Annotated in this window: 22 protein-coding genes and 1 tRNA gene; 9 read left to right on the forward strand and 14 right to left on the reverse strand. The window is 72.3% G+C overall.

Annotated features, from left to right (window positions below; genetic code table 11):
* Positions 1–224: 224 nt before the first annotated feature.
* The 4 genes from LNK82_RS36995 to LNK82_RS37010 form a co-directional block, all read right to left on the reverse strand.
* Complete coding sequence (locus LNK82_RS36995; protein WP_230569053.1) at positions 225–638, reverse strand: hypothetical protein; 414 nt, start codon at positions 636–638, stop codon at positions 225–227.
* 104 nt (positions 639–742) lie between these two features.
* Positions 743–1,072: a hypothetical protein gene (locus LNK82_RS37000; protein WP_230569052.1), complete on the reverse strand. Its 330-nt coding sequence runs from the start codon at positions 1,070–1,072 to the stop codon at positions 743–745.
* A 229-nt stretch (positions 1,073–1,301) separates the two neighbouring features.
* Complete coding sequence (locus LNK82_RS37005; protein WP_230569051.1) at positions 1,302–1,541, reverse strand: barstar family protein; 240 nt, start codon at positions 1,539–1,541, stop codon at positions 1,302–1,304.
* Between the two features lie 49 nt (positions 1,542–1,590).
* Positions 1,591–2,235, reverse strand: a complete 645-nt coding sequence (locus LNK82_RS37010) for a 4a-hydroxytetrahydrobiopterin dehydratase (protein ID WP_230569050.1) — start codon at positions 2,233–2,235, stop codon at positions 1,591–1,593.
* A gap of 92 nt (positions 2,236–2,327) precedes the next feature.
* Here LNK82_RS37010 and LNK82_RS37015 point away from each other — a divergent pair.
* Together LNK82_RS37015 and LNK82_RS37020 are read left to right on the forward strand one after the other, a co-directional pair.
* Positions 2,328–2,399 (forward strand) — tRNA-Arg (locus tag LNK82_RS37015).
* A 21-nt stretch (positions 2,400–2,420) separates the two neighbouring features.
* Complete coding sequence (locus LNK82_RS37020) at positions 2,421–4,730, forward strand: hypothetical protein (protein ID WP_230569049.1); 2,310 nt, start codon at positions 2,421–2,423, stop codon at positions 4,728–4,730.
* 39 nt (positions 4,731–4,769) lie between these two features.
* Here the strand turns inward: LNK82_RS37020 and LNK82_RS37025 are convergent, their stop codons facing one another.
* Positions 4,770–5,408: a helix-turn-helix transcriptional regulator gene (locus LNK82_RS37025; protein ID WP_230569048.1), complete on the reverse strand. Its 639-nt coding sequence runs from the start codon at positions 5,406–5,408 to the stop codon at positions 4,770–4,772.
* 95 nt (positions 5,409–5,503) lie between these two features.
* Here LNK82_RS37025 and LNK82_RS37030 point away from each other — a divergent pair, with 95 nt between their 5' ends.
* Positions 5,504–6,409 carry an oxidoreductase gene (locus tag LNK82_RS37030; RefSeq protein WP_230569047.1) on the forward strand — a complete coding sequence of 302 codons (906 nt, stop codon included), beginning with the start codon at positions 5,504–5,506 and terminating at the stop codon, positions 6,407–6,409.
* 28 nt (positions 6,410–6,437) lie between these two features.
* On the opposite strand, the gene LNK82_RS37035 is transcribed toward LNK82_RS37030, so the two are convergent.
* Complete coding sequence (locus tag LNK82_RS37035) at positions 6,438–7,004, reverse strand: hypothetical protein (protein WP_230569046.1); 567 nt, start codon at positions 7,002–7,004, stop codon at positions 6,438–6,440.
* 150 nt (positions 7,005–7,154) lie between these two features.
* Between LNK82_RS37035 and LNK82_RS37040 the strand changes: the two genes are divergently transcribed.
* A complete protein-coding gene (locus LNK82_RS37040) occupies positions 7,155–7,712 on the forward strand; it encodes a TetR/AcrR family transcriptional regulator (protein ID WP_230569045.1) in 558 nt (185 codons plus the stop codon).
* Positions 7,713–7,761: 49 nt separating this feature from the next.
* Here LNK82_RS37040 and LNK82_RS37045 read toward each other — a convergent pair whose 3' ends face one another.
* Positions 7,762–8,340, reverse strand: a complete 579-nt coding sequence (locus LNK82_RS37045) for an SMI1/KNR4 family protein (RefSeq protein WP_230569044.1) — start codon at positions 8,338–8,340, stop codon at positions 7,762–7,764.
* 18 nt (positions 8,341–8,358) lie between these two features.
* Positions 8,359–8,979 carry a CGNR zinc finger domain-containing protein gene (locus LNK82_RS37050; protein WP_230569043.1) on the reverse strand — a complete coding sequence of 207 codons (621 nt, stop codon included), beginning with the start codon at positions 8,977–8,979 and terminating at the stop codon, positions 8,359–8,361.
* Positions 8,980–9,117: 138 nt separating this feature from the next.
* Between LNK82_RS37050 and LNK82_RS37055 the strand changes: the two genes are divergently transcribed.
* Together LNK82_RS37055 and LNK82_RS37060 are read left to right on the forward strand one after the other, a co-directional pair.
* On the forward strand, positions 9,118–10,056 hold the full coding sequence (locus LNK82_RS37055; RefSeq protein WP_230569042.1) for a pyridoxamine 5'-phosphate oxidase family protein: 939 nt from the start codon (positions 9,118–9,120) through the stop codon (positions 10,054–10,056).
* On the forward strand, positions 10,053–10,520 hold the full coding sequence (locus LNK82_RS37060) for a nuclear transport factor 2 family protein (protein ID WP_230569041.1): 468 nt from the start codon (positions 10,053–10,055) through the stop codon (positions 10,518–10,520). Before LNK82_RS37055 ends, LNK82_RS37060 begins: the two co-directional genes overlap by 4 nt.
* Positions 10,521–10,599: 79 nt before the next feature.
* Here LNK82_RS37060 and LNK82_RS37065 read toward each other — a convergent pair whose 3' ends face one another.
* From LNK82_RS37065 to LNK82_RS37090, 6 genes are all read right to left on the reverse strand, one after another.
* On the reverse strand, positions 10,600–12,528 hold the full coding sequence (locus LNK82_RS37065; RefSeq protein WP_230569040.1) for a bifunctional aldolase/short-chain dehydrogenase: 1,929 nt from the start codon (positions 12,526–12,528) through the stop codon (positions 10,600–10,602).
* The gene (gene mtnA, locus LNK82_RS37070; RefSeq protein ID WP_230569039.1) at positions 12,509–13,459 is read right to left on the reverse strand and encodes an S-methyl-5-thioribose-1-phosphate isomerase; all 951 of its coding nucleotides are present in this window, start codon (positions 13,457–13,459) and stop codon (positions 12,509–12,511) included. Before mtnA ends, LNK82_RS37065 begins: the two co-directional genes overlap by 20 nt.
* Before the next feature lie 68 nt (positions 13,460–13,527).
* Positions 13,528–14,148, reverse strand: a complete 621-nt coding sequence (locus LNK82_RS37075; protein WP_230569038.1) for a LysE family translocator — start codon at positions 14,146–14,148, stop codon at positions 13,528–13,530.
* A gap of 6 nt (positions 14,149–14,154) precedes the next feature.
* Complete coding sequence (locus LNK82_RS37080; protein WP_230569037.1) at positions 14,155–15,735, reverse strand: B12-binding domain-containing radical SAM protein; 1,581 nt, start codon at positions 15,733–15,735, stop codon at positions 14,155–14,157.
* 103 nt (positions 15,736–15,838) lie between these two features.
* On the reverse strand, positions 15,839–15,988 hold the full coding sequence (locus tag LNK82_RS37085; protein WP_230569036.1) for a hypothetical protein: 150 nt from the start codon (positions 15,986–15,988) through the stop codon (positions 15,839–15,841).
* A gap of 180 nt (positions 15,989–16,168) precedes the next feature.
* Entirely contained in the window at positions 16,169–16,681 is a 513-nt protein-coding gene (locus LNK82_RS37090) for a peroxiredoxin-like family protein (RefSeq protein ID WP_230569035.1), read from the reverse strand.
* A gap of 337 nt (positions 16,682–17,018) precedes the next feature.
* Between LNK82_RS37090 and LNK82_RS37095 the strand changes: the two genes are divergently transcribed.
* Genes LNK82_RS37095 through LNK82_RS37105 form a run of 3 tightly spaced genes read left to right on the forward strand, consistent with a single transcriptional unit; the run spans position 17,019 to position 20,250 of the window.
* Entirely contained in the window at positions 17,019–18,482 is a 1,464-nt protein-coding gene (locus tag LNK82_RS37095; RefSeq protein WP_230569034.1) for a class I adenylate-forming enzyme family protein, read from the forward strand.
* Positions 18,479–19,615 (forward strand): acyl-CoA dehydrogenase family protein, encoded by a 1,137-nt coding sequence (locus tag LNK82_RS37100; protein ID WP_230569033.1) that lies wholly within the window; start codon positions 18,479–18,481, stop codon positions 19,613–19,615. The genes LNK82_RS37095 and LNK82_RS37100 overlap by 4 nt, the downstream gene beginning before the upstream one ends.
* 2 nt (positions 19,616–19,617) lie before the next feature.
* Positions 19,618–20,250, forward strand: a complete 633-nt coding sequence (locus LNK82_RS37105; RefSeq protein WP_230569032.1) for an FMN-binding negative transcriptional regulator — start codon at positions 19,618–19,620, stop codon at positions 20,248–20,250.
* Positions 20,251–20,254 lie beyond the last annotated feature (4 nt).

Here is a 20,254-nt window from a genome sequence, read left to right on the forward strand (position 1 = left end):
CGACGGCTGTCAGCTCCCGCACCCCGATCGGGTGCGACGCCGAGAGGGGACATCCACCCGTCAGGTTGAGCTCAGGGCTTGTCGTCCACCGGACGGTGCGGGAGCGGGCCTTACCAGCTGGTCCACCGTGAATCGGCAGGAGCGGACGTCGGAGCAGCGGGTGCCGCCTTGCCGGCTCACCACCCGACTACGACGCGGTCGAACCCGTCCCGCGTGCCAGGGCTTCAGCGCTCCCTGAGGTCACGCCACCAGTCCACGTCGACGACCAGCTCGTTCCTGTCGAGCAGGCGGCGCTCGAACTCGGTGACGTCCACCGGCCGCGGGAGAATGTCCATCGCCGCGGTGATTTCGGCCGGCAGTCTGACGTCGTGCGCCTCGACGTAGTGCGCGAGACCTTCCGGCCAGACGAACCGAACGCCGTCCGTCAGCTCCGCACTACCGTTCGCCTGCCCGCAGATGCGACAAAGTGACGTGCCGGCGGCGGCGACGAACACGCTCCCGCCCCGAAGGTATTCCACCACTCGATCGCGCAGCACGGGGTCGGGCGAGTGATCGACGAACGACCGGACGTCAGGCCAATCCGGTGCCTCAGGACCGAGCCAGTACCCGATCAACCGCAGGCTCCAGGTCGCGTTCACCGCGTCATCGTGGCGGGTGCGTACCCGGAGTTCAAGGTCAGCGGATGTCCGCTCGGCGGCGGCATCGGACGTTCACGGCACCGGTCACCCGACCGGTTCGCTGTTCAGGGGATCGGTTGGAGGGCGGTCACAGAGACGTCGAACACGAAGGGCTCGCCGTGGCGATCGCTCACCCATCGGGTGCTGACCGTGGCGACGTCGTGGTGCACGTGGTCGATCGTGCATCGCACGAGGGCCGGCCTCGGATAGGCCGCGTCCGGCGTCAGGTCGTCGCCGTTGTCGAAGTAGGCGACCTTGCCGACCAGTTGGTGCGACCTTCCCCGGACGTCGGTCAACTCCACGAGGATCAGGCCGGGCTGGGGCTCGTCGGTGAGCCAGCAGACCGCGGTGGCGGCGAGATCGCAGTCATCCCCGTTGGCCGGCGCAGGTTCCACGACCCTCACACTACGACCTGAACTACACCGCGTACGCACATCGGCATGACCGCATATCGACTCATGTCGTGGAAGCCACGGATCATCCGGCTGATCGACAGCGATCAGTTGCCGGACGTCGAACCTCGATCTGACGCGCACGCGTGTGTGACCACCGGGCAGAAGCGCGGCGGTCGTCGCCACAGCCTGGCCTGTCCTGAGCCTGCGGTCGGGGTGGACGGGCGGCGGTTCAGCGCAGGTCGACCTCGATGTGGTGTTCCGACAACATGTCGAGCAGGTATGACAAGGGAATCGCCGGAGCAGGCTTGCGCCGGTCGTGGCCGACGACCAGGCGGTCGGCTGCGATGGCCGAGTCGTGCCACACCAGTCGGAACGGTGGGTGTGCGCCGAACTGCCCGGTGACGCACTCGTCGAGCGCGTCGAGGTTCCAGCCGAAGTAGCCGCCCGGGCCGTTGATCGCCTCACCCATCGCACAAGTTGTTCCGGGCCGACGAACCATCGGCGGCGACATGTGGCGGTCACTCGCGGCCCACCCAGGTGGCCACGTCGACCTCGTTGCCCTCGGCGTCGGCCAGTGTCCACCACTCGGGCGCGTGCCGGTCGCTCACGAGACGCCCGCCGGCGGCGATCGCGGCCGCGACCCGCGCCTCCGCCTGGTCGTGCGGCACGGAGACGTCGACGTGGATCCGGTTGCGCTGCGGACGCGGCGCGTCCATCCCCTGGAACCACAGCGACGGTCCCCGGCGACGCGGATCGAGCAGGTCCTCGTCACCGACCTGCTCGTACCCGAGCACGGCCCGCCAGAACGGCATCACCGTCGCGCTCACGAGCGCGTCGACGGAGATCTGCACGGCCTGCACGGCGGACGGGTCGGCGGGCAGGCCCAGCTCGCGCGCCGCCGCCGAGATCCGCCGGGCCAGCTCGACGTCTCTTCGGTCCTGGCCGCCGAAACCCACCGGCGGCAGGCACACCGTCACGCCTGCCGGTCGGAGGTCGACCTCCGGGTCACGGCCCGCGGCCAGCCCGCCGATGGCGTCCACCAAGGCGACGCCCGCCGTGAACGAGTCGACCCGGAAGTGGGCGCACGCCCCGGAGAACAGCACCCGCCAGTCCTCGACGCCCTCGGCCTCGTGGAACTGCCGCGGCGAGATCCGATCCGTCATCCGCCCGATCCAACCGCAATGCCCCGATCAACGTGCGGACAACGGTAAATCGGGAGCGACGGGCGTGCGCGGCCGATACGATCCCGCCACCTCATGGAGTAGATCAGTGGCAGATCGCCCCGCTCCGGACGGGGAGGGCGCGGGTTCGATTCCCGCCTCCATGTCCGCCAACCGTGGAGTCCACCGTGTCCGACCAGTTCCGCACCGCTTCCCCCGGTTACGCGACCGGTCAGCTGGCGCGGGCGTTGGACGCGGTGGCCTCCGCGCACGGCGAGGCCGACGGTGAGCGCGCGCTGCGCAAGGTGCGGCGCTGGGAGGACGTCGTCAACGGGATGGCCGACGGCACGCTCGCGGTCGGCTCCCGCACCCCTGTCGCGAACACCCCGGCGTGGGTGACGCTCGAAGTCGCGCACGGCGGCTTCGCGACGGGCCGGTACCTGGCCGAGGCGCCGTTGTCCGAGGACGAGACGGCGCGCGTCGCGTCCCTCCCGGACGACGTGCCCGGCCGGAACGCGCGGGAACGGCTCAACCTCTGGTACCTCGGCGACGCGGGCCAGGCCGAGCTGCTGGACGCGATCCGCGGCGGGCGCTTCCGGGTCGAGGTGCCGGAGGACGCGGCGCTGCCGGTCGTGGCGCTGCTGCTGGACACGGGTTTCCCGGAGCAGGCCCTCGACCTGATCGCCGAACTGCGCCCGCTGATGCACCGGCTTCGGCTGACGCCGCGCTTCGCGCCGATCGCCCGGCCGTCGGACTCCGCCGTCCGCCTCACGTCGGTGAAGGACGCCGCCGCGTCGCTGCGCTCCGTGCGGGTGCCGGCGCGGATCGCCACCATGCGCGACACGGTGACCGTGTGGGACCCGCTGTACGACCGGCTGGTCGCGTTGTGGTGCCGCACCGTCGACGGCGAGCTGCCGCACCTCGCCGCGGACGGGACCGTGCGCGGCGGTTGGCCGTGTCGCACGTGGCCGGCCGAGTGGGCGGCGGCGAGGGCCCAGTGGCTCGCGGACTTCGCCGAGGCGTCCCGCACCCACCCGCTCTCGGGCAGGCAGGCCCACCCGAAGCACAACTTCGCGAGACTACGCCACGCCCTGGAGTCCTGTCCGGACGGCAGCGACGCGCTCACCGCGCGGGAGGTCGGCCGGCTCCGCCGCGCCATCGCGAACACGGTGAGCCGCCGGGGCGCGCCGGACTCCGACCGGCGCGACGCGTGGCGCACCGCCGGGGCGGCGTCCGTCGCGGCGCCGACCAGGGCCGCGCTCGCCGGCGTGCTCGCGAGCAGGCTGGACCGGTACCCGGCCGACGGCGGCCTGCCGTCGCTCGACGTCGCGTCGGCCCCGGTGTCCGAAGCCGAGACGACCGCCGAGGTCCCCCGCGGCACGACGATGCCGGACCGCCTGGTGCACAAGGCGGCGCGAGCGCTCGAAGCACCGGCGGACGAGCTGGTGCGCCTCGGCGTGATCACGTCGGGGGAAACGCTGGCCCTCGTGCTGCCGCAGCTCACCTCGCGGCTGCTCGGCACGGCGATCGACGACCCGGTCGTGGCAGGGCTGTACGAGCAGACCTACACGGCGTTCCGGCGTCGTCGCGGCCTGCTGCTGCTCAACCTCGAACACCAGGTGCGGTTCACCGAGCTGCCGTGGGTGCGGGCGCTGGAGCCGCACCGGTCACCTCGGCCGGACGGCGCCGCGGCGGCTTGCGGCGCGCTGCGGCAGGTCACGATGCTGGCGCTGACCGCGTTCCCGCACGCGCTGCTGCCGAACCCGCTGGTGACCGAGCTCGGCGCGCTGGCGAAGCAGGCCGCGCTGGAGTTGCCGCTCGTGGAGGAGGTGGCCGCGGACATCTTCACGGGCCGCTTCACCACCAAGTGGCGTGACGCCGCGGTGGTGGCGAGCCGGCTGCTGGCCGACACCCCCTACGCGAACTACTACGACCTGCCGGCGGACTGGTCCGAGCCACCGCGCACGGTGCTGCACTGGGGCAAGCGGACCGCGCCGGACTTCGCGGCGCTGTGCCGGGAGCGGGCGGGCACCTCCGGTGGCTCGGTCGCGGCGAACGGCATGGTGCTGGAGCAGAGCCAGATCCTGACCACGCACAACCTCGCCGTGCTGATCGACGGCCTGGACCTGACCGACGAGGTGCGCGAACGCGCGCCGGAGCTGGCGTGGCGCGCGTTCGGTTGGCTCGTCCGCCGGTTCGACCAGCGCCCGGACCACCGGCACGCGGCGTTGATCCAGGTGAAGAACGCCGCCTACGCGTGGCGGCAGGCCCTGTTCCTGCTCAGCTTCTGCGAGCCGGCCGTGCGGCTCTCCCAGGCGGAGAGGCTGGCGGGCGAGGTGCGCGGCACCGTGCTCCAGCCGGCGGTCGACGGTCTGCTGCACGTGCTCCACGGCGGCCGTTTCACGGCGGCCGGCACGGCGCGACACGGCTCAGGTCTGCGGTTCCTCGGCTGGTCCGACGGCTCGAACCCGTTCCTGGTCCACCCCGGCCGCGGCTGAGCCGGCGAGGCGATCACCGGGCTCGCGCACGGCGCCGGCTCAGATCAGGCCCAGGTCGCGGGCCCTCGCCCCGGCCTGGAAGCGGGAGTTCGCGCCCAGGACGGCCATCAGTTCCGCCACCCGCCTCCGATAGGTCCGCACGCCGAGGCCGAGCGCGCGGGCCGCGGTCTCGTCCTTGCAGCCCGATGCCAGCAGCTCCAGCACCCGCGGCGCGAGCGCGCGCAGCTCCGCGTGCTGGGCGTCGTACACCGCGAGGTCGGTCCCCGAGCGCCACGCGGCGTCGAACAAGGACGCCACGTTCTGCACCACCGTCGGCTCCGTCACGACGCCGTAACCGCGGCGGCCGTCCACCACGTCACCGGCCAGGATCGCGAGCCGGCGGTCGATGATGATCGTCTCGTTGACGTCGTCCTGCGTGATCCGCACCTCCGCGCCCCGCGACGCGGCGGTGCGGAGGTGCTGCGCCATCGACGGGTTCAACAGCGCCTCCGGCCGGTACAGCTTGCGCAGCCTCGGCATCGGCGCCGGGTGGACGTCATCGTGCCGTCGCCGGGTCGCCGCGAAGGTGTTCAGGTCCCTCGCGGCGCACGTGATCTCGGTCGCCGTCGCGAACAGGTGGGCGGTGCGGGTGAACACCTCCTCGTCACTGTGGAGGACGGGCACGAAATCGAGGCTCATGCCACCCAGTCTGCGCACGGCACAACCCCACCGCCAATGTCGGCAGGAAGTTGCCATTCGCGGCGGGCCGCACCCTGAGAACCGAAGCTGGAGCCATGAGCACAACGATCGACGCGACGGCCGCCGGCACCTGGGACCTCGGCGACCGGACGGTCAACCGCCTCGGCTTCGGGGCCATGCGGCTGATGAGCGACGCCGACGGCGGCCCGAGCGACCGCGGGCGGGCCATCGAGGTCCTCCGGAAGGCCGTCGAGCTGGGTGTCAACCACATCGACACCGCCGCCTTCTACTTCTCCCCGCTGCGCTCCGCCAACGAGCTGATCAACACCGCCCTCGCGCCCTACCCCGACGACCTGGTCATCACCACCAAGGTCGGCCCCGGCCGCGACCCGTCCGGCGACTGGCTGCACGTCGAGGACGGGAAGGGTCTCCGCGGCCAGGTGGAGGAGAACATCCGCCAGCTCGGCCTCGACCACCTCGACGTCGTCAACCTCCGCATCGGCCGGGGCCTCGAACGGGGCGAGGGCTCCATCGCGGACCGCTTCGGCGCGCTCGCCGAGCTGCGGGAGGAAGGTCTCATCCGGCACCTCGGCATCTCGAACGTGGGCGTCGAGCACCTGGAGGAAGCCCTCGCGATCGCGCCGGTGGTGTGCGTCCAGAACCAGTACGGGCTCGTCACGCGCCGCGAGGACGACGCGCTCGTCGAGCTGTGCGCGCGGCACGGCGTCGCGTTCGTGCCGTTCTTCGCCATCGGGGCCGCGATCCCCGGCGCGTCGCCGTTCGGGGCGGCCGACGAGACGGGCAAGGACGTGATCGAGGAGGTCGCGAAGGCGCACGACGCCACCGCCGCGCAGGTCCGCCTGGCCTGGACGCTCCACCAGGGTCCCAACGTCCTCGCCATCCCGGGCACCGGCAACCCGGCGCACGTGGCGGAGAACGTGGCCGCGGCCGGGTTGCGGCTGACCGACGAGGACATGTCCCGCTTGAACGCCATCGCGTGAACCACGGCCCGCCCGCACCGCCGCGACGTCACCGACCGCGGCGGTGCAGGCGGATCGCCGAGATCAGGAAGAAGACGCCGCCCACGGCCGCGTAGCCTGCGACGTTGGTGAGCGTGGCCGTCGTCCCGCCGGCCTGCACGACGAAGGTCGTGCCGGCGACCGCGGAGAGCCCACCGCTGAGGATCATCGCCCACTGGCCGCCGAGCCGGTAGCGCAGGATCGCCACGATCAGCTGCACGATGCCCGCCGTGATCGCCCACGCGCCCCACACCCGCAGCACGCTCGGGATGCCGGACGTGACCGCGAAGGCCAACCCGATGGCGGTGAGCAGGCTCGACGCCATGTTGGCGTAGAGCGCCACCCGAGGTCGCGCGGCGTTCGAAGAGCGGAAGTCGATCACGGCGGCCGCGACGTCGAACAGCGGGTAGGCCACCAGCAGCACGATGCCGACCGGGGTGAGCGTCGAGGCGGTGAGGGCGAGCAGGCCCGCCCAGACGATCGCGAAGCCGAACCGGGCGTAGTACAGGTTTCGCAGCGCCTCGGCGCCGCCGGCGATCCCGGAGACCGGGTTGCCGGCTTGGGTGGAGCTGGACATCGCGTTCCTCTTTCGACGATCGAGACGGGTGACGGCTCGAAGTAGATAGAACGATCGGTACACCTGAGAGCTTGCGGCAGGCGTGCGCGACTGTCAAGACCGAACGTTCTATCTGCTAACCTCGGGGCCAGGCCTCGAAGGGGGAAGCGGATGTCGGAAGCGCGGACGCGGCTGCTCACCACCGCCAGCGGGCTGTTCTACGCCGAAGGGCTCCACTCGGTGGGCATCGATCGCATCATCGCCGCCGCGGGAGTCACCCGAGCCACCCTGTACCGGCACTTCCCGGGCAAGGACGACCTCGTCGTCGCCTACCTGACGCTGGCCGACGAGGCGATCCGCGCGCGAGTGGACGCCGCGCGGACGGAGGACCTCTCCCCCGACGACGTCGTCCGCACCGTCGCCCGGTCCATCGCCGACGACATCCGGCGCCCCGACTTCCGGGGCTGCGCGTTCCTCAACGCCGCCGCCGAGTACCCCCACCCGACCCACCCGGTCCACCAGGCGGTCCTCAGGCACCGGCAGTGGTTCCTGGCCACGATCACCGAACTCCTCGCAGCCACCGGGGAAACCGATTCGGAAGCCGCCGCCCGCCACTTCGTCATGCTGCGGGACGGCGCCATGGCCGCCGGCTGCCTGACCGACCCGGAACCGATCGGCGCGACGTTCCTCCTCGGGGTCGAAGGCCTCCTCGCGCGCCGCGGCCGGTAACCGAACCCTCGGCCCGCTTCGACCCGACACCGCCGTCGACGGCCGCGCCTCAGCCCGGGTGGGAGACGTACCCGCCGGCCCAGTGGCCGCCGAAGTCCACCGGCTTGCCGGCCATGTCCCACTGGAGGAGGTTGTCCTCGCCGGTGCTCACCAGCAGGTCGCGGACGGCGCTCGTCATCGGCCCGGGATGTTCCTCGTGCCAGAAGTCCCGGTTGTGGTAGGCGACCCGCCAGTCGTCCGGGTCCGCCGAGTCGGTGATCCACCAGAACGTTCCCCCCGCCCCGTTGGTCCCCCAGGGGTAGAGACCACCGGGCTCCGGGAACAGCCGGTACGGCACACCTCGCAGGTAGTCGAGGTCCTCGTCGCCGAAGATCTCCAGCAGTTCGTCGTTGTGCGCCTTGGCGTTCGCGCACTCCTCGGTGCTCTGACCGGGGTTGGAGAACTGGACGGCGCCGCGGAAACCGCCGGAGGGGAACCTCGTGAGCAACGCCTTGTAATCGCCGGGGAGCGGTGTTCCCAGCTCGCGTTCGACGGTGGCCCAGTCCAGCTCCGGCCGGAAATCACCGGCCCGCCACCCGACGAGCTCGCAGATCTCGTCGACGTACGACCGCCTCGGCGCGTCTGCCACGTGTTCTCCTGGTTGCCGTCAGGCCGTCGCGCCGCGGTGGCGCTGGTAGTGGCGGGCGGAACGAGCGCGGTTGCCGCAGCCCGCCGAGCACCACTCCCGGCGGGGGTGGTGCTTGAGGAAGTACAGGACGCAGCCGGGGCCGAGGCAGGCGCGCAGCAGGTGGCGGGTGCCCTGGCTGAAGAGCGCGATGGCGTCCTCGGCGATCGCGGAGACGGCGGCGGAGGCGGCCTGCCCGCCGGTGCGCGTGTGACGTGATGGTGCCTGGCCGGGCACCCAGGACAGCGCCGACCAGTGGGGCGTGTGGCCGGCGGCCCGGTTGAGCTCGGTCACGGCCGCGTCGAGGCCGCGGGTGTCGGACGCGGCCGCCGGGCGCGGGTCCCCGGTCGCCTCGGTCGCCAGCCGGCGCAGCGCGTCGCGCAGACCGATCAGCCGGTGGCCGAGGCGGTCGAGGTCGGACGCGGTGAGCGCGTCGAGGTCGCCGGGGGTCATCAGGTCCGTCCTGGCGCAGACGGCGCGCAGCCAGGCCCTGGTGCCGTCGGGATCGCGCAGCGCGTCGTGCACGCCGTCGCGGTCGGCCCAGACGGTGTTCATCAACTCCACCGGGAGCGGCTCGCCCAGCAGCGGCGCGTCCGTGTCCATGCCGTCGAGGCTACCCCACTTCTAACGGTTGCAGAGGTCTCTATCCGTTGACAACGGGCACCGGCGCGTGTCATGGTCGTTCTAACGGTTACTGGCGCATGCAAACGTCAGAACCGGTGATCGGAGGAGTGCTCCCCCATGACCGACACCGCGGGCTTCCACGAGGGCGAGTTGGCCGTGCAACGCCGTGCCGGCGTCTCCGCGGACGCCGCCCGGCTCGCGGGCATGGTGGCGCCCTCCCGGCTCAGCGGCGGGGCGGAGCGGTTCCTGGCGGAGCGCACGTTCGCCGCGATCACCGCACGCGACACCGGCGGCTCACTGTGGCTCTCACCGCTCACCGGGCCGCCGGGATTCCTCCACGTCGACGCACCCACCACCCTCGCGGTGCGGACGTCGCCCGGCGAGGGCGATCCGCTCCGAGGCCTGCCGGCGGACCAGCCCGCCGGCGTGATCGTGGTCGAGTTCGCCACCCGCAGACGTTTGCGCGTCAACGGCACCCTGTCCGACGCCGGGGACGACGGGCTGCGCGTCGAGGTGGAGCAGGCGTACGGCAACTGCCCGCGGTACATCCAGGCCCGACGCCTCCACAGCGCGCCCGGCACGTCCCGGACCGCCGCACCCGTCCGACGCGGCACGGACCTCGCGCCGGACGACGTCGACCTGATCCGCCGGTCCGACACCTTCCTCCTCGGCACCACCCACCCCTCCCGCGGCAACGACGCCTCGCACCGCGGCGGGGCGCCCGGGTTCGTCCGCGTCGAGGACGGGAGGCTGTGGTGGCCGGACTACGCGGGCAACAACATGTTCAACACCCTCGGCAACCTCCGGTCGGACCCCGACGCCGCGCTGCTGTTCTGCGACTTCACCACCGGCCGCACCCTGCACCTGTCCGGCCGGGCCGAGGTGGAGTGGACCCGCCCGGGCGTGCCCGGCGACGACGACCGCACCGGCCGCCGCGTCCACTTCACCCCCCGGCACGTGGTCGCCGGCCGACCGCTGCCGCTGCGGGCCGACTCCGTGGCCCCGTCCCCCGACAACCCGCCGCTCACCGCACCGTGGAGGACAGCCCGGCCATGACCGACGCACGCCCGCCGTTCCCGCCGTTCGACGTCGACGGCGCCCTGGCCAAGGTCCAAGCCGCCGAGGACGCCTGGAACACCCGCGACCCGCACCGCGTCGCCCTCGCGTACACCGAGGACTCGGTGTGGCGCAACCGCGACGTCTTCGTCACCGGCCGCGCGGAGATCGTCGGGTTCCTCACCGCGAAGTGGGCCCGCGAACTCGACTACGTCCTGCGCAAGAGCCTCTGGGGCTTCCGCGGGAACCGCATCGCCGTCCGCTTCCAGTACGAGTGGCGCGACGCGGAGGGCCGGTGGTCCCGCTCCTACGGCAACGAGCTGTGGGAGTTCGCCGACAACGGCCTGATGAGCCGCCGCGAGGCCAGTATCAACGACGTGCGCATCGACGATGCCGACCGCCGCTACTTCGGCCCCCGCCCGCAGGACGAACGAGGCCCGGGCCACGACATCCCGCTCGCCTGACCCGCGTCCTCGGCATCCGCCGGTCGGTCCAGGTCCGTCCACAAAGGACACTGCGGGCGGACCTGGCCGACCGGCGGGGTCAGACGACCCGCTCGTTCCCGCCGTCGACCGGCACCTGCGCACCCGTGGTGTGGGCGAAGGTGTCCGAGCACAGCTCCGCGATCACCCGGCCGACCGCCGCGCTGGTGATCTCGGCGCCCAGCAGGTTGCGCCGCTTGTAGGCGTCGACGCTCAAGCCGTAGTGCTCGGCACGCCGGGCCAGCACCTCCGCGGTCCACAGGCCGGTGTCGAAGACCGCGTCCGGGTGGACCGCGTTGACCCTGATGCCGTCGGCCGCCCACTCCAGCGCGGCAACCCTGGCCAGTTGCGTGACCGCCGCCTTCGAGGCCGAGTACGCCGCCGCGCCCGGTCCGGGGGCAGGCACGTTCTTGGAGGCCACGACGACCACCCGCCCGCCGCGCGGCGCGAGCTTGAGCAGGGGGTGCGCCTTGGCGAACAGGGCGGCGATCGCGTCCGCGTTGACCGACATCGCGTGCCGCCACGTGGCCGGGTCCAGCTCGGCGATCGGGGTGTTGGCCGGGAACACGCCGGCGGACGCGACCAGCACGTCCAGCCCGCCGAACCGCTCCACGCCCCGGTCGATCGCGGCCTCGACCGCGGCGGGGTCGGTGACGTCGGCCCGGAGGCCGAGGTAGTCCGCGCGGCTCTCGGTCGGCGTGAGGTCGAGCCCGATCACGCTCGCGCCCTTGGCCCGCAGCGCGTCGACGCACGCCCGGCCGATGCCGGACGCCGCGCCGGTGACCAGCGCGACCTCGCCGGTGAACTCCGCCGGCGCGCCGGAGAGCCGCAGCTTGGCCTGCTCCAGCTCCCAGTACTCCATGTCGAACAGGTCCCCCGGCGGCAACGCGCGGTACCCGCCCAGCTCCTCCGCCCGCTCGATGACGTCGATCGTGTGGGCGTAGATGTCGTACGCGATGTCGGCGTCCTTGGCCCGCCTGCCGACCGAGAGCATGCCGAGCCCGGGGTCGAGCACGACGCGCGGCGCCGGGTCGAGCATGGTCAGGCCCGGTCCCGCGTGCTCGTCGAAGTACCGGCGGTAGTCGGCCGCGTAGCCGTCGACGTCCTCGCCGATCAGCGGGACGCGCTTGGTGCGGATCACGTGGTCGGGGGTCGCCGGGCCCCGCGTGGCCACGTCGGCGAGGTCCGGCCGGGCGACGAAGGCCATCGTGGCGGCGTCGGCGTGCCGGCTCACGATCATCGGCGCGCCCGCGACGTCGGAGATCCGCCTGCGGAGGCCGGCGAGCCGGTGGCGGTCGACCGGCGGCGCGGGCACGGACCTCCGCTCGGGCCGGTGCCGGGACAGGTACGCCTCGGCGTCGCCGACCAGCTCGACGTGCCGGTCGTAGGCCTGCCTGGTGTCCTCCCCGAACGTGAACAGGCCGTGGTTGAGCAGCACCACGCCGATGGTGCGCTCGCCGGCGTGCTCGGGGAAGAGCTCCGCGCACGTGCGGGCGAGGGCGAACCCGGGCATGACGTAGGGGATCACCACGACGCGGTCGCCGAAGACCTCCTCCACCAGCGGCTTGTCCAGGTTGGTCAGCGTGATCACGGCGTCGGCGTGGCTGTGCAGCACGGCCGGGTGCGGCAGCACGGCGTGCAGCAGCGTCTCCACGCTCGGGTCGGGCGCGCTCGCGTCCAGCAACGCGCACCGCAGCTCGTTCATCATCGCGGAGTCCGGCAGGCTGGGCACGGTCAGCAGCTCGCGCAGGCGGTCCAGCCGCAGCGGCGCGAACCCGGCCCGCTCGATGGTCGCGAGGTCCCAGCCGCTCCCCTTGACGTGCAGCACGTCCACCGCACGGCCGGTGATGTCCACAGTGGACGTCTTGACCGAGGTGTTGCCGCCGCCGTGCAGCACGAGGTCCGGCTCGCGGCCGAGCAGCCGTGACCCGTAGACGCACGCGTCCAGCTCGTCGGTGTGCGTTTCCGTTTCAGCCCAGCGGTTTTCCACAGATCGTCCGTTCGTCGGTGACGATGGCCGTGACCAGGTCGGCCGGGGTGACGTCGAAGGCGAAGTTCAGCGCGGCGGTGGCGCGGTCCCCGACGACCTCCGCCGGGTCCCGCACCTCGATCTCCACGTGCGCGCCGTCGGGGGTGGCCAGGTCGATGGTCGACTCGGGCGCCGCGACGACGAACGGGATGCCGGCCCGCGCCGCGGCCAGCGCCAGCGGGTACGTGCCGATCTTGTTGACGACGTCGCCGTTGGCCGCGATCCGGTCCGCGCCGACCACGACCGCGTCGGCCAGGCCCTTGGCGATCACCGTCGGACCCGCCGAGTCGACCACGACCGTGTGCGCGACGCCCATGCCGGCGAGCTCCCACGCCGTCAACCGGCTGCCCTGCAGCAGCGGGCGCGTCTCGTCCACGTAGACGTGGCCCAGCGCGCCGTCCTCGTGCAACGCCCGCACCACGCCGAGGGCGGTGCCCCACTCGACGCACGCCAGGGCGCCCGCGTTGCAGTGGGTCTGCACGTTGACCGGTCCGCCGAGCCGCTCGACCAGCCACCGCGCGCCGCGCAACCCCAGCGCGCGGTTGCGGCGGACGTCGTCTTCGAGGACGTGGACGGCCTCGGCCACCACCGCGTCGAGGCCGTCGTCGAGCCGGGCCAGCACCCGGTCCACGCCCCACGCGAGGTTCACCGCCGTCGGCCGGGCGGCCCGCAACCGCGCCGCCTCCGCGCGCACGTCCCCACCACCACCGGCGGCCAGCGCCACCCCGAGCGCGCCCGCGACGCCCAGCGCGGGCGCACCCCGGATCGCCAGTCTCCTGATCGCGTCGACGAGCTGGTCGACCGTGTCGATCCGCAGCGTCGTCACGACGTCCGGCAGCAGGGTCTGCTCGATCGCGATGATCCGGCCGTCCACCCAGTCGATCGTCCGCATGGCTGAAGTCTCCAGGTTGGGCGCCGGTCGGGAAAGGATGATCACTCCGTCGGCACAGCGGTGGTGCGTCACACGACCGCGACGATGGTGCCGACGCCCAGCGCGCACAACGCGGCGGAGCTCAGGCCCGCCATCGTGCGCGACACCCTGGGCCTGCGCAACCACAGGACCGCCTTGGCCGCGCCGACCGCCAGCGCCGCCAACCAGACGAACGCCACCACCGCGTCGATCAGGCCGAGCAGCATGATCGTGCCCACGTTGATGGCCTCGGCGGGCAGGAACTGCGGCACCACGGCCAGGAAGAACAAGCCGACCTTCGGGTTGAGCAGGCACGAGAGCACACCCGCCCGGAACGACGGCCCCCACCGCCACTGCACCGGGTCCCCGCCGCCGGTGTCGGCCACCTGGTCGCGTTGCAGGAAACCCACCACCCCCAGGTACAGCAGGTACAGGCCACCGACGATCTTCACCACCAGGAACGCGGTGGGCGAGGAGCTCAGCAGGTCCGCCAACCCCAGCGCCACGGCCGCCGCCCAGAACAGCGAGCCGATCCCCGACCCCGCGGACGCGAACACGCCGAACCGCGCGCCGCCCAGGCCGTACCGCAGCACCAGGAAGGTGTCCGGTCCGGGGGTGATGGCCAGCAGCAGGCACAGGCCCGCGAACCCGAGCACCGCTCCGGCGGTCACGCGCGCTCACCCGCCGATCGTGACGCCGAGGCCCTTGCCGTACTGCCGCACTTCGGCTCGGGCCGCCGCGAGGTCGTCGAGGGTCAGGCCGGGCATCACCGACTCCACGTAGTCGGCCATCGCCGATTCGCGGTCGATCAGGTCGGTGTCGCGCCACCGCCGCGCCAGCTCCTCGTGCCGGTCCCGGTCGGGCAACGAGAGGCCGAGCTCCTGCGCCCGCGCCGACGCCATGGCCGGGTCGAGCAGCATCTTGAAGTCCAGCGATCCCGGTTCCGGGGAGAGCACCTCGACGTCCAGCGACGCGATGCTGCCCACGCCGGAGCCCAGCATCGCCTTCATGGAGTCCACGTTCTCCCGCAGCAGCCGCGCGTCCATGCCGAGGTGGCCGATGACGAAGCCGACCTTGAGCAGCAGACCCGCGTTCTCCGCCGACTTCAGCGCGCGCACGTTGTGATCGAACATCTTCTCGGCCCCGAACGGCGAGTTCGCCTCGCGGATCGACACCAGCGGCTTCTTCATCGCGTGCAGCGAGATCGGCGTGCCCGCGTCGAGGCCCACCATGAGCTGGCGGACGCCGAGCGCGCGCAGCATCGTCGCGTGCCGTTCGTCGGACAGCCCGTCGGCGCGCGCGTAGCCGACCATCACCGGCCGGTCGTCCTCGGGCAGCGCGCTCCACCAGGCAGGCGGCGTGCCCACCATCTCGCGCAACAGCTTGCCGAACGTCAGCGGCAGCTCGTCGGCGGTCAGGTAGAGGTAGTCGAAGCCCTCGTCGTGCGCGGCGCGGATGACCTCCCACGCCGCCTCCGCGTCCGGCACCGAGTTCCGCCACAGGCCGCCGAACTGGATCGAGCAGAACGAGCAGGCGTCGTTGCGGGCGAACTTGATGCACCCGCGCCCGATCTCCACCGGCATCCCGGCGCGCACGTGCCGCCCGGTGAGCTTGTGGAACGTGGGCGCGACGCGCTTGTCGAAGTTCTCGCGGTACAGCCGGGAGTGGTCGAAGCCCTCGTTGATCAGGGAGTAGTCGAGCGCGGTGTGGATCGGCTCCGGGCGCTGCGGCTCGCTGTGCAGCACGCCGTCGCGGTGGACGACCAGACCGGCGTAGCCACCCGACGCCGGGTCGCGCCCCTGCGCCAGCGCCGCGACGAACGCGACGAAGCTGCCGACCACCTCGTTGCCGACGAACGCGTAGTCGATCACCCCCTGTTGCCCGGACAGGCACTCCCGGGGTAACGCGGTGATGTGGTCGTTGCCGAAGATCGTGACGATCCGGTCGTTGATCCGCTTCGCCGCGCGGCACAGGTGCAGGCCGGCTTCGTAGGTCGCGGTGAGGGCGCTGACGCACAGGGCCAGGATGTCGCCCGCGTTGTCCTCGACGTAGGTGAGGACCTCCGACCAGGGCACCACCGTGCCGTCGAGGTAGACGGGCTCCACGCCCGGCACGGACCGCAGGGCGGAGGCGAGGGTGAGCACGCCGAGGTTCGGGAAGTCCGACCAGTCGGTGTGCTCCTCGGGTCTGGTCACGGTGCACGAGGCGCCGTCGATGACGGTGTTGGAATTGGGCGGGCTGACCACGAGAACCTTCACTTGCGCACGACCTTTCGCCACCCCCGGCGGCGCGGTGGGCGCGCGCGAACGGGGGCGGTAGAGAAATCCGATCAGAGACGAACGCCAGGAGTGGGCGTGCCGATCACATCGACGCGGACATCGCCGCCGAATCACGATCCGGGTCACCAGGGTGACCGGCCGGTGTGAATTCGACGAATGTCCGCTCGCCGTGGAATGCGCGCGCGACGGCGCCGATTCGGCGCAGCCCGAACACGATAGTGATCAGTCGCATGCGTGCGACTCCCCCTTGGACGTCGGGTTCGCAACCCCCGCGAACACCTCTCCCGAGAATGTCCACCGGGCTGCGACCCGTCAAGGGATCGGCACGTTCCCGCTCAGCATCCAGAACCTGTTCACCCGGTCGTCGTAGCGCCGGTGCCGAGGTCGCGCGGAGTAGCCGGCAGGGCTCCGGTCACACCTCGCCGCGCGCCGGGTAGTCGTGCTCGCCGACCCAGCGCAGGGTGTCCAGGACCTCGTCCAGGTGCGGTCGCAGGAACGGGAAGCTGGTCTGCACCACCGCGTACAGCGTGCCGTCCGGGCGGATCACGAAGAGGCCGGGCTCGCTGAACTCGTTCGGCTGGCCTTCCTTGATGGCCTTGGAGATGTACAGCCCCCACTCGCGCATCGACCGCGGGCTCAGCCCGTAGCCGACCGGCACCCGGCCCAGGCCCCACTCCTCGACGGCACGTGCGGCGCGACCCTCGTCGTCACCGCTGACGGCCAGCACCGACGTCGCGCCGACCTCGGCGAACTTGTCGACGAGCGCGTCGAGCTCGGTGATGTGGTCCTTGCACATCTGGCAGTGCACACCGCGGTAGAACACGACCACGCTGAACCGCTCGGGCCGCTGTTCGGCGAGCACCCACCGGCCGCCGCCGACGAGCGGCACGTCGAGCGCGGGCACGGGTTGGCGTGGCTTGAGCATCGCGGCTCCTGTGTCGCCGTGGAGCCGAGGCGGCCCCTCCAGTGGTCTGTCGCCGACAATGCGGCGGACGTTCGCGGCAAACCGATCCACGGCTACGGTTCCCCCCGCAGATCAGGGCAAGTCTAGGCACCGCGCGTCAACTGTCAAGAGGCTTGTGGCGGTGGCGACGTTTGGGTAAAACTGCGCACCGACGACACCTCGGGATGCGAGCATTCGTTCACCCCGACCGGGCCTGCGGCCACTACGGAGGACCGCAGTCATTCCCATTTCCAGGTAACGCGACCGAAAGAGTGCGCGCCCGCGACCGGGCACGAGAAAAAATGGCGGATTGCTGACGATGTCGGACAACGGCTTACGCACCACCGCGCCCGGCGGGTTGTACGCGGACTTCCGGCGCGTCGCCCGCGGCGCACCGGACGCGCCCGCGGTGATCGGCTACGACGGGCGTGCGTCGACCTACGAGGCGCTGCTGACCGCGGTCGACGCGGCGGCGGACCGGCTCGCCGCGCGGTTCGTCGACGGCGACGTGCTCGGCCTGGCCGCCGACGACCCGTCCACCTTCGTCGCGCTGTACCTGGCGGCGGCGAAGCTCGACCTCGTGGTGGTCCTGCTGGACAGCCGCCTCCCGGAGCCGGAAGTCGACCGCCACGCCGCCAAGTACGACCTCTCCTGGCTGGCCGTGGACGACGCGGCGGAGGCGTTCATGCTGCGCCCGCTCCCCGACGCCGACCTGCACCGCCACCGGGCGTCGACCGGGTACGCGCCCGACGACTTCGTCGTGCACTGCACGTCGGGGTCGACCGGTGAGCCCAAGGGCATCGTGATGAGCCAGGCCGCCATCTCCGCCCGCGTCCGGTTGTGGGGCGGTGAGCTGGAGCTGACGGCGGCGGACGTGGTGCTGTGCGCGCTGCCGCTGTCGCACTGCCACGGCATCGACGTGCTCACCCTGCCGACGCTGCTCGCCGGCGGGACGGTCGTGTTCGCCAGGGGCGGTCGGCTCACGGGACGCGGCCTGACCCGGTTGATCGAACGGCACGGCGTCACGGTGATGAGCGGCTTGCCGGTGATGTACCAGATGCTCACCGCCGCGCACGGCGCGCCGACGGACGCGTTGCGCACGCTCCGCACGGCGATCTCGGGCAGCGCGCCCCTCGCGACGAGCACGCAGGAGCAGTTCGGGTCGCGGTACGGCCTGCCGCTGCGGCAGGTGTACGGCCTCTCCGAGATCGGGGTCATCTGCTACGACAAGGACTACGTCGGCGGCGGCTCCATCGGCAAGCCCATCGCGGGCGTCGAGTGGAAGCTCGAACCCGTGCCGGGCGAAGAGGAGCTGCACGAGCTCTACGTACGCGGCCCGGCGTTGGCGCGCGGCTACTACCGCGACCCGGTGGCCGGCGCGCACATGTTCCAGGACGGCTGGCTGCGGACGCGCGACTTCGTGTCGACCACCCCGGACGGCTGGCACGTGCGCGGGCGCCAGTCGGGGTTCATCAACGTCGCGGGCAGCAAGGTGGGCGCGCTGGAGGTCGAGGCCGCGGTGCGGGAGTGCCCCGGCGTGCTGGAGGTGGCGGTGGTCGGCGTGCCCGACCCGGCCAGCACCGAGCGGATCGCCGCGCTGCTGGTGGCGGAGGCGGGCTTCGAGCTGGGTCCGCTGAAGCGGCGGCTCGCCGAATCCCTGCTGCCGCACCAGTTGCCGCAGCGGTACGAGGTCGTGCCCGCGTTGCCGCGCACCCCGCTCGGCAAGATCGACTACGCCGCGGTGAAGCGGCTGATGACCGGGAACGAGGTAGCCGCACGATGACCGCGACGCACGACATCGGGGTCGACGACCGGGCCGGGCTCGACGCCGTGGCGGACGGGCTGTTCGACCGCTTGGCCACCAGGTCGACCGAGGAGCACGAACAGGACGCCGGGCCCGCGTTCGCCGCCCTGAAGGACACCCGCGCGGCGACGATGCTCGTCCCCCGGACGTGCGGTGGGGCCGGCGCGTCGGCGCGGGACGCCGTGCGGTTCCAGGACGCGCTCGGCGCGATCGCGCCGTCGGCGGCGCTCGCCACCACCATGCACCACTACAAGATCGCCGCGTTCGGCAACGTCGCCCTCTCCGGCGACGACAACGCCCGCGCCCTGCTGCGGGACATCGCCGAGGACGCGAAGCTGGTCGCCTCCGGCGGCGCCGAGTCCACCCCCGGCCGCGACCTGCGGACGCTCGGCAGCTGGGCGGTCCGCGACGGCGACGACTACCTCGTCACCGGGCTCAAGCGGCCGTGCAGCCTGTCGTCCGCCATGGACGTGATGTCGCTGATGGTCGAGCTGCGCGCGCCCGACGGCACCCCCGAGGGGTACGGGCAGGCATTCGTGCCGGCCGGCTCCGCCGGGCTGGAGCGCGAGGAGTTCTGGCACAGCCCCGTGTTCCGCGCGGCGCAGAGCCACGCGGTGCGCCTGACGGCCGTGCGGATCCCGCGCGCGAACGTCTTCCCGCTGGTCGGCGAGGTCGGCCTGCGGTTCGCCGCCGACTGCTACCTGTGGTTCCAACTGCTGATCAGCGCCTCCTACCTGGGCATCGCCCGCTGCCTGGCCGAGGCGACCCCGCCCGCCAAGCGCGCCGGCTCGCGCTGGTGGCCGAGGGCCGCGGCCGACCTGCACCGGTTGCGGGAGGGCCTGCTCGACGCGGCACGCGCCGTGGACGACGGCAGGCCGGTGCGCGACGGGCTCAACCTGGCCGTGCGGGCCCGCGACCGGGTCGAGGACGAGATCGCCGACATCGGCGGGCGGCTGCTGCGCGCGGCGGGCGGCGGCTCGTTCGCCACCACCGGCCTGCACACCGCGCTGGCCGGCGGGCTGAACGCCATCGCGTTCCACCCGCCGCAGCGCGGAGCCCGCGAAGGCGTCGGCCTGGAACTGCTGGAACCCGACGTGAGGGACGCTGAGTAGACGTGTACACCAGAGAGCACTTCAGCCTCCCCTCGTTGGAAGCCACGTGCGAGTTCGTGCGGGAGCGGTCGTTCGGCGTGCTGGCGACGTGCCACGAGGGCGAGGTGTTCACCTCACCGCTGCCGCTGGACCTGCGCGGCACCGAGGAGACCGGCCTGTTCGTCGCCGGGCACGTCGCCAAGGCCAACGACATGGCCGCCGCCTTCGCCGCCGGGCCACCGGCCACGATCACCGTGCTGGGGCAGGACACCTACGTGCCGGCCGAGTGGTTCGGGGTGCGCAGCCGCATCCCCACCTGGCTGTACACGTCGGTGGAGATCTCCGGCCGGCTGGAGCTCAGCGACCCGGCGCGCACCCGCGAGGACGTGGTGGTGCTGATCGACCGGCTCCAGCGCAGCACGGTCGAGGGCTCCACGTGGACGCTGGACGAGATCCCGTCGAACCTGTCGGACGGCTACCTCAAGAACATCGTCGGCTTCCGCCTGCACGAACCGCGGTTCAAGTCGTGCTTCCGGCTCAACCAGCGCAAGGGTGAGACGGAGAGCCTGGCCTCGGCGCTCGCCGCCAGCGACGTCGCGGCCCGCCGCGAGCTGGCACCGCTGGTCCTCGACCCGCCCACCCACAGACCCGGGTAGGCGG

Origin of the sequence: Saccharothrix luteola, from assembly GCF_020859565.1 — a bacterium.
GTDB lineage: Bacteria > Actinomycetota > Actinomycetes > Mycobacteriales > Pseudonocardiaceae > Actinosynnema > Actinosynnema luteola.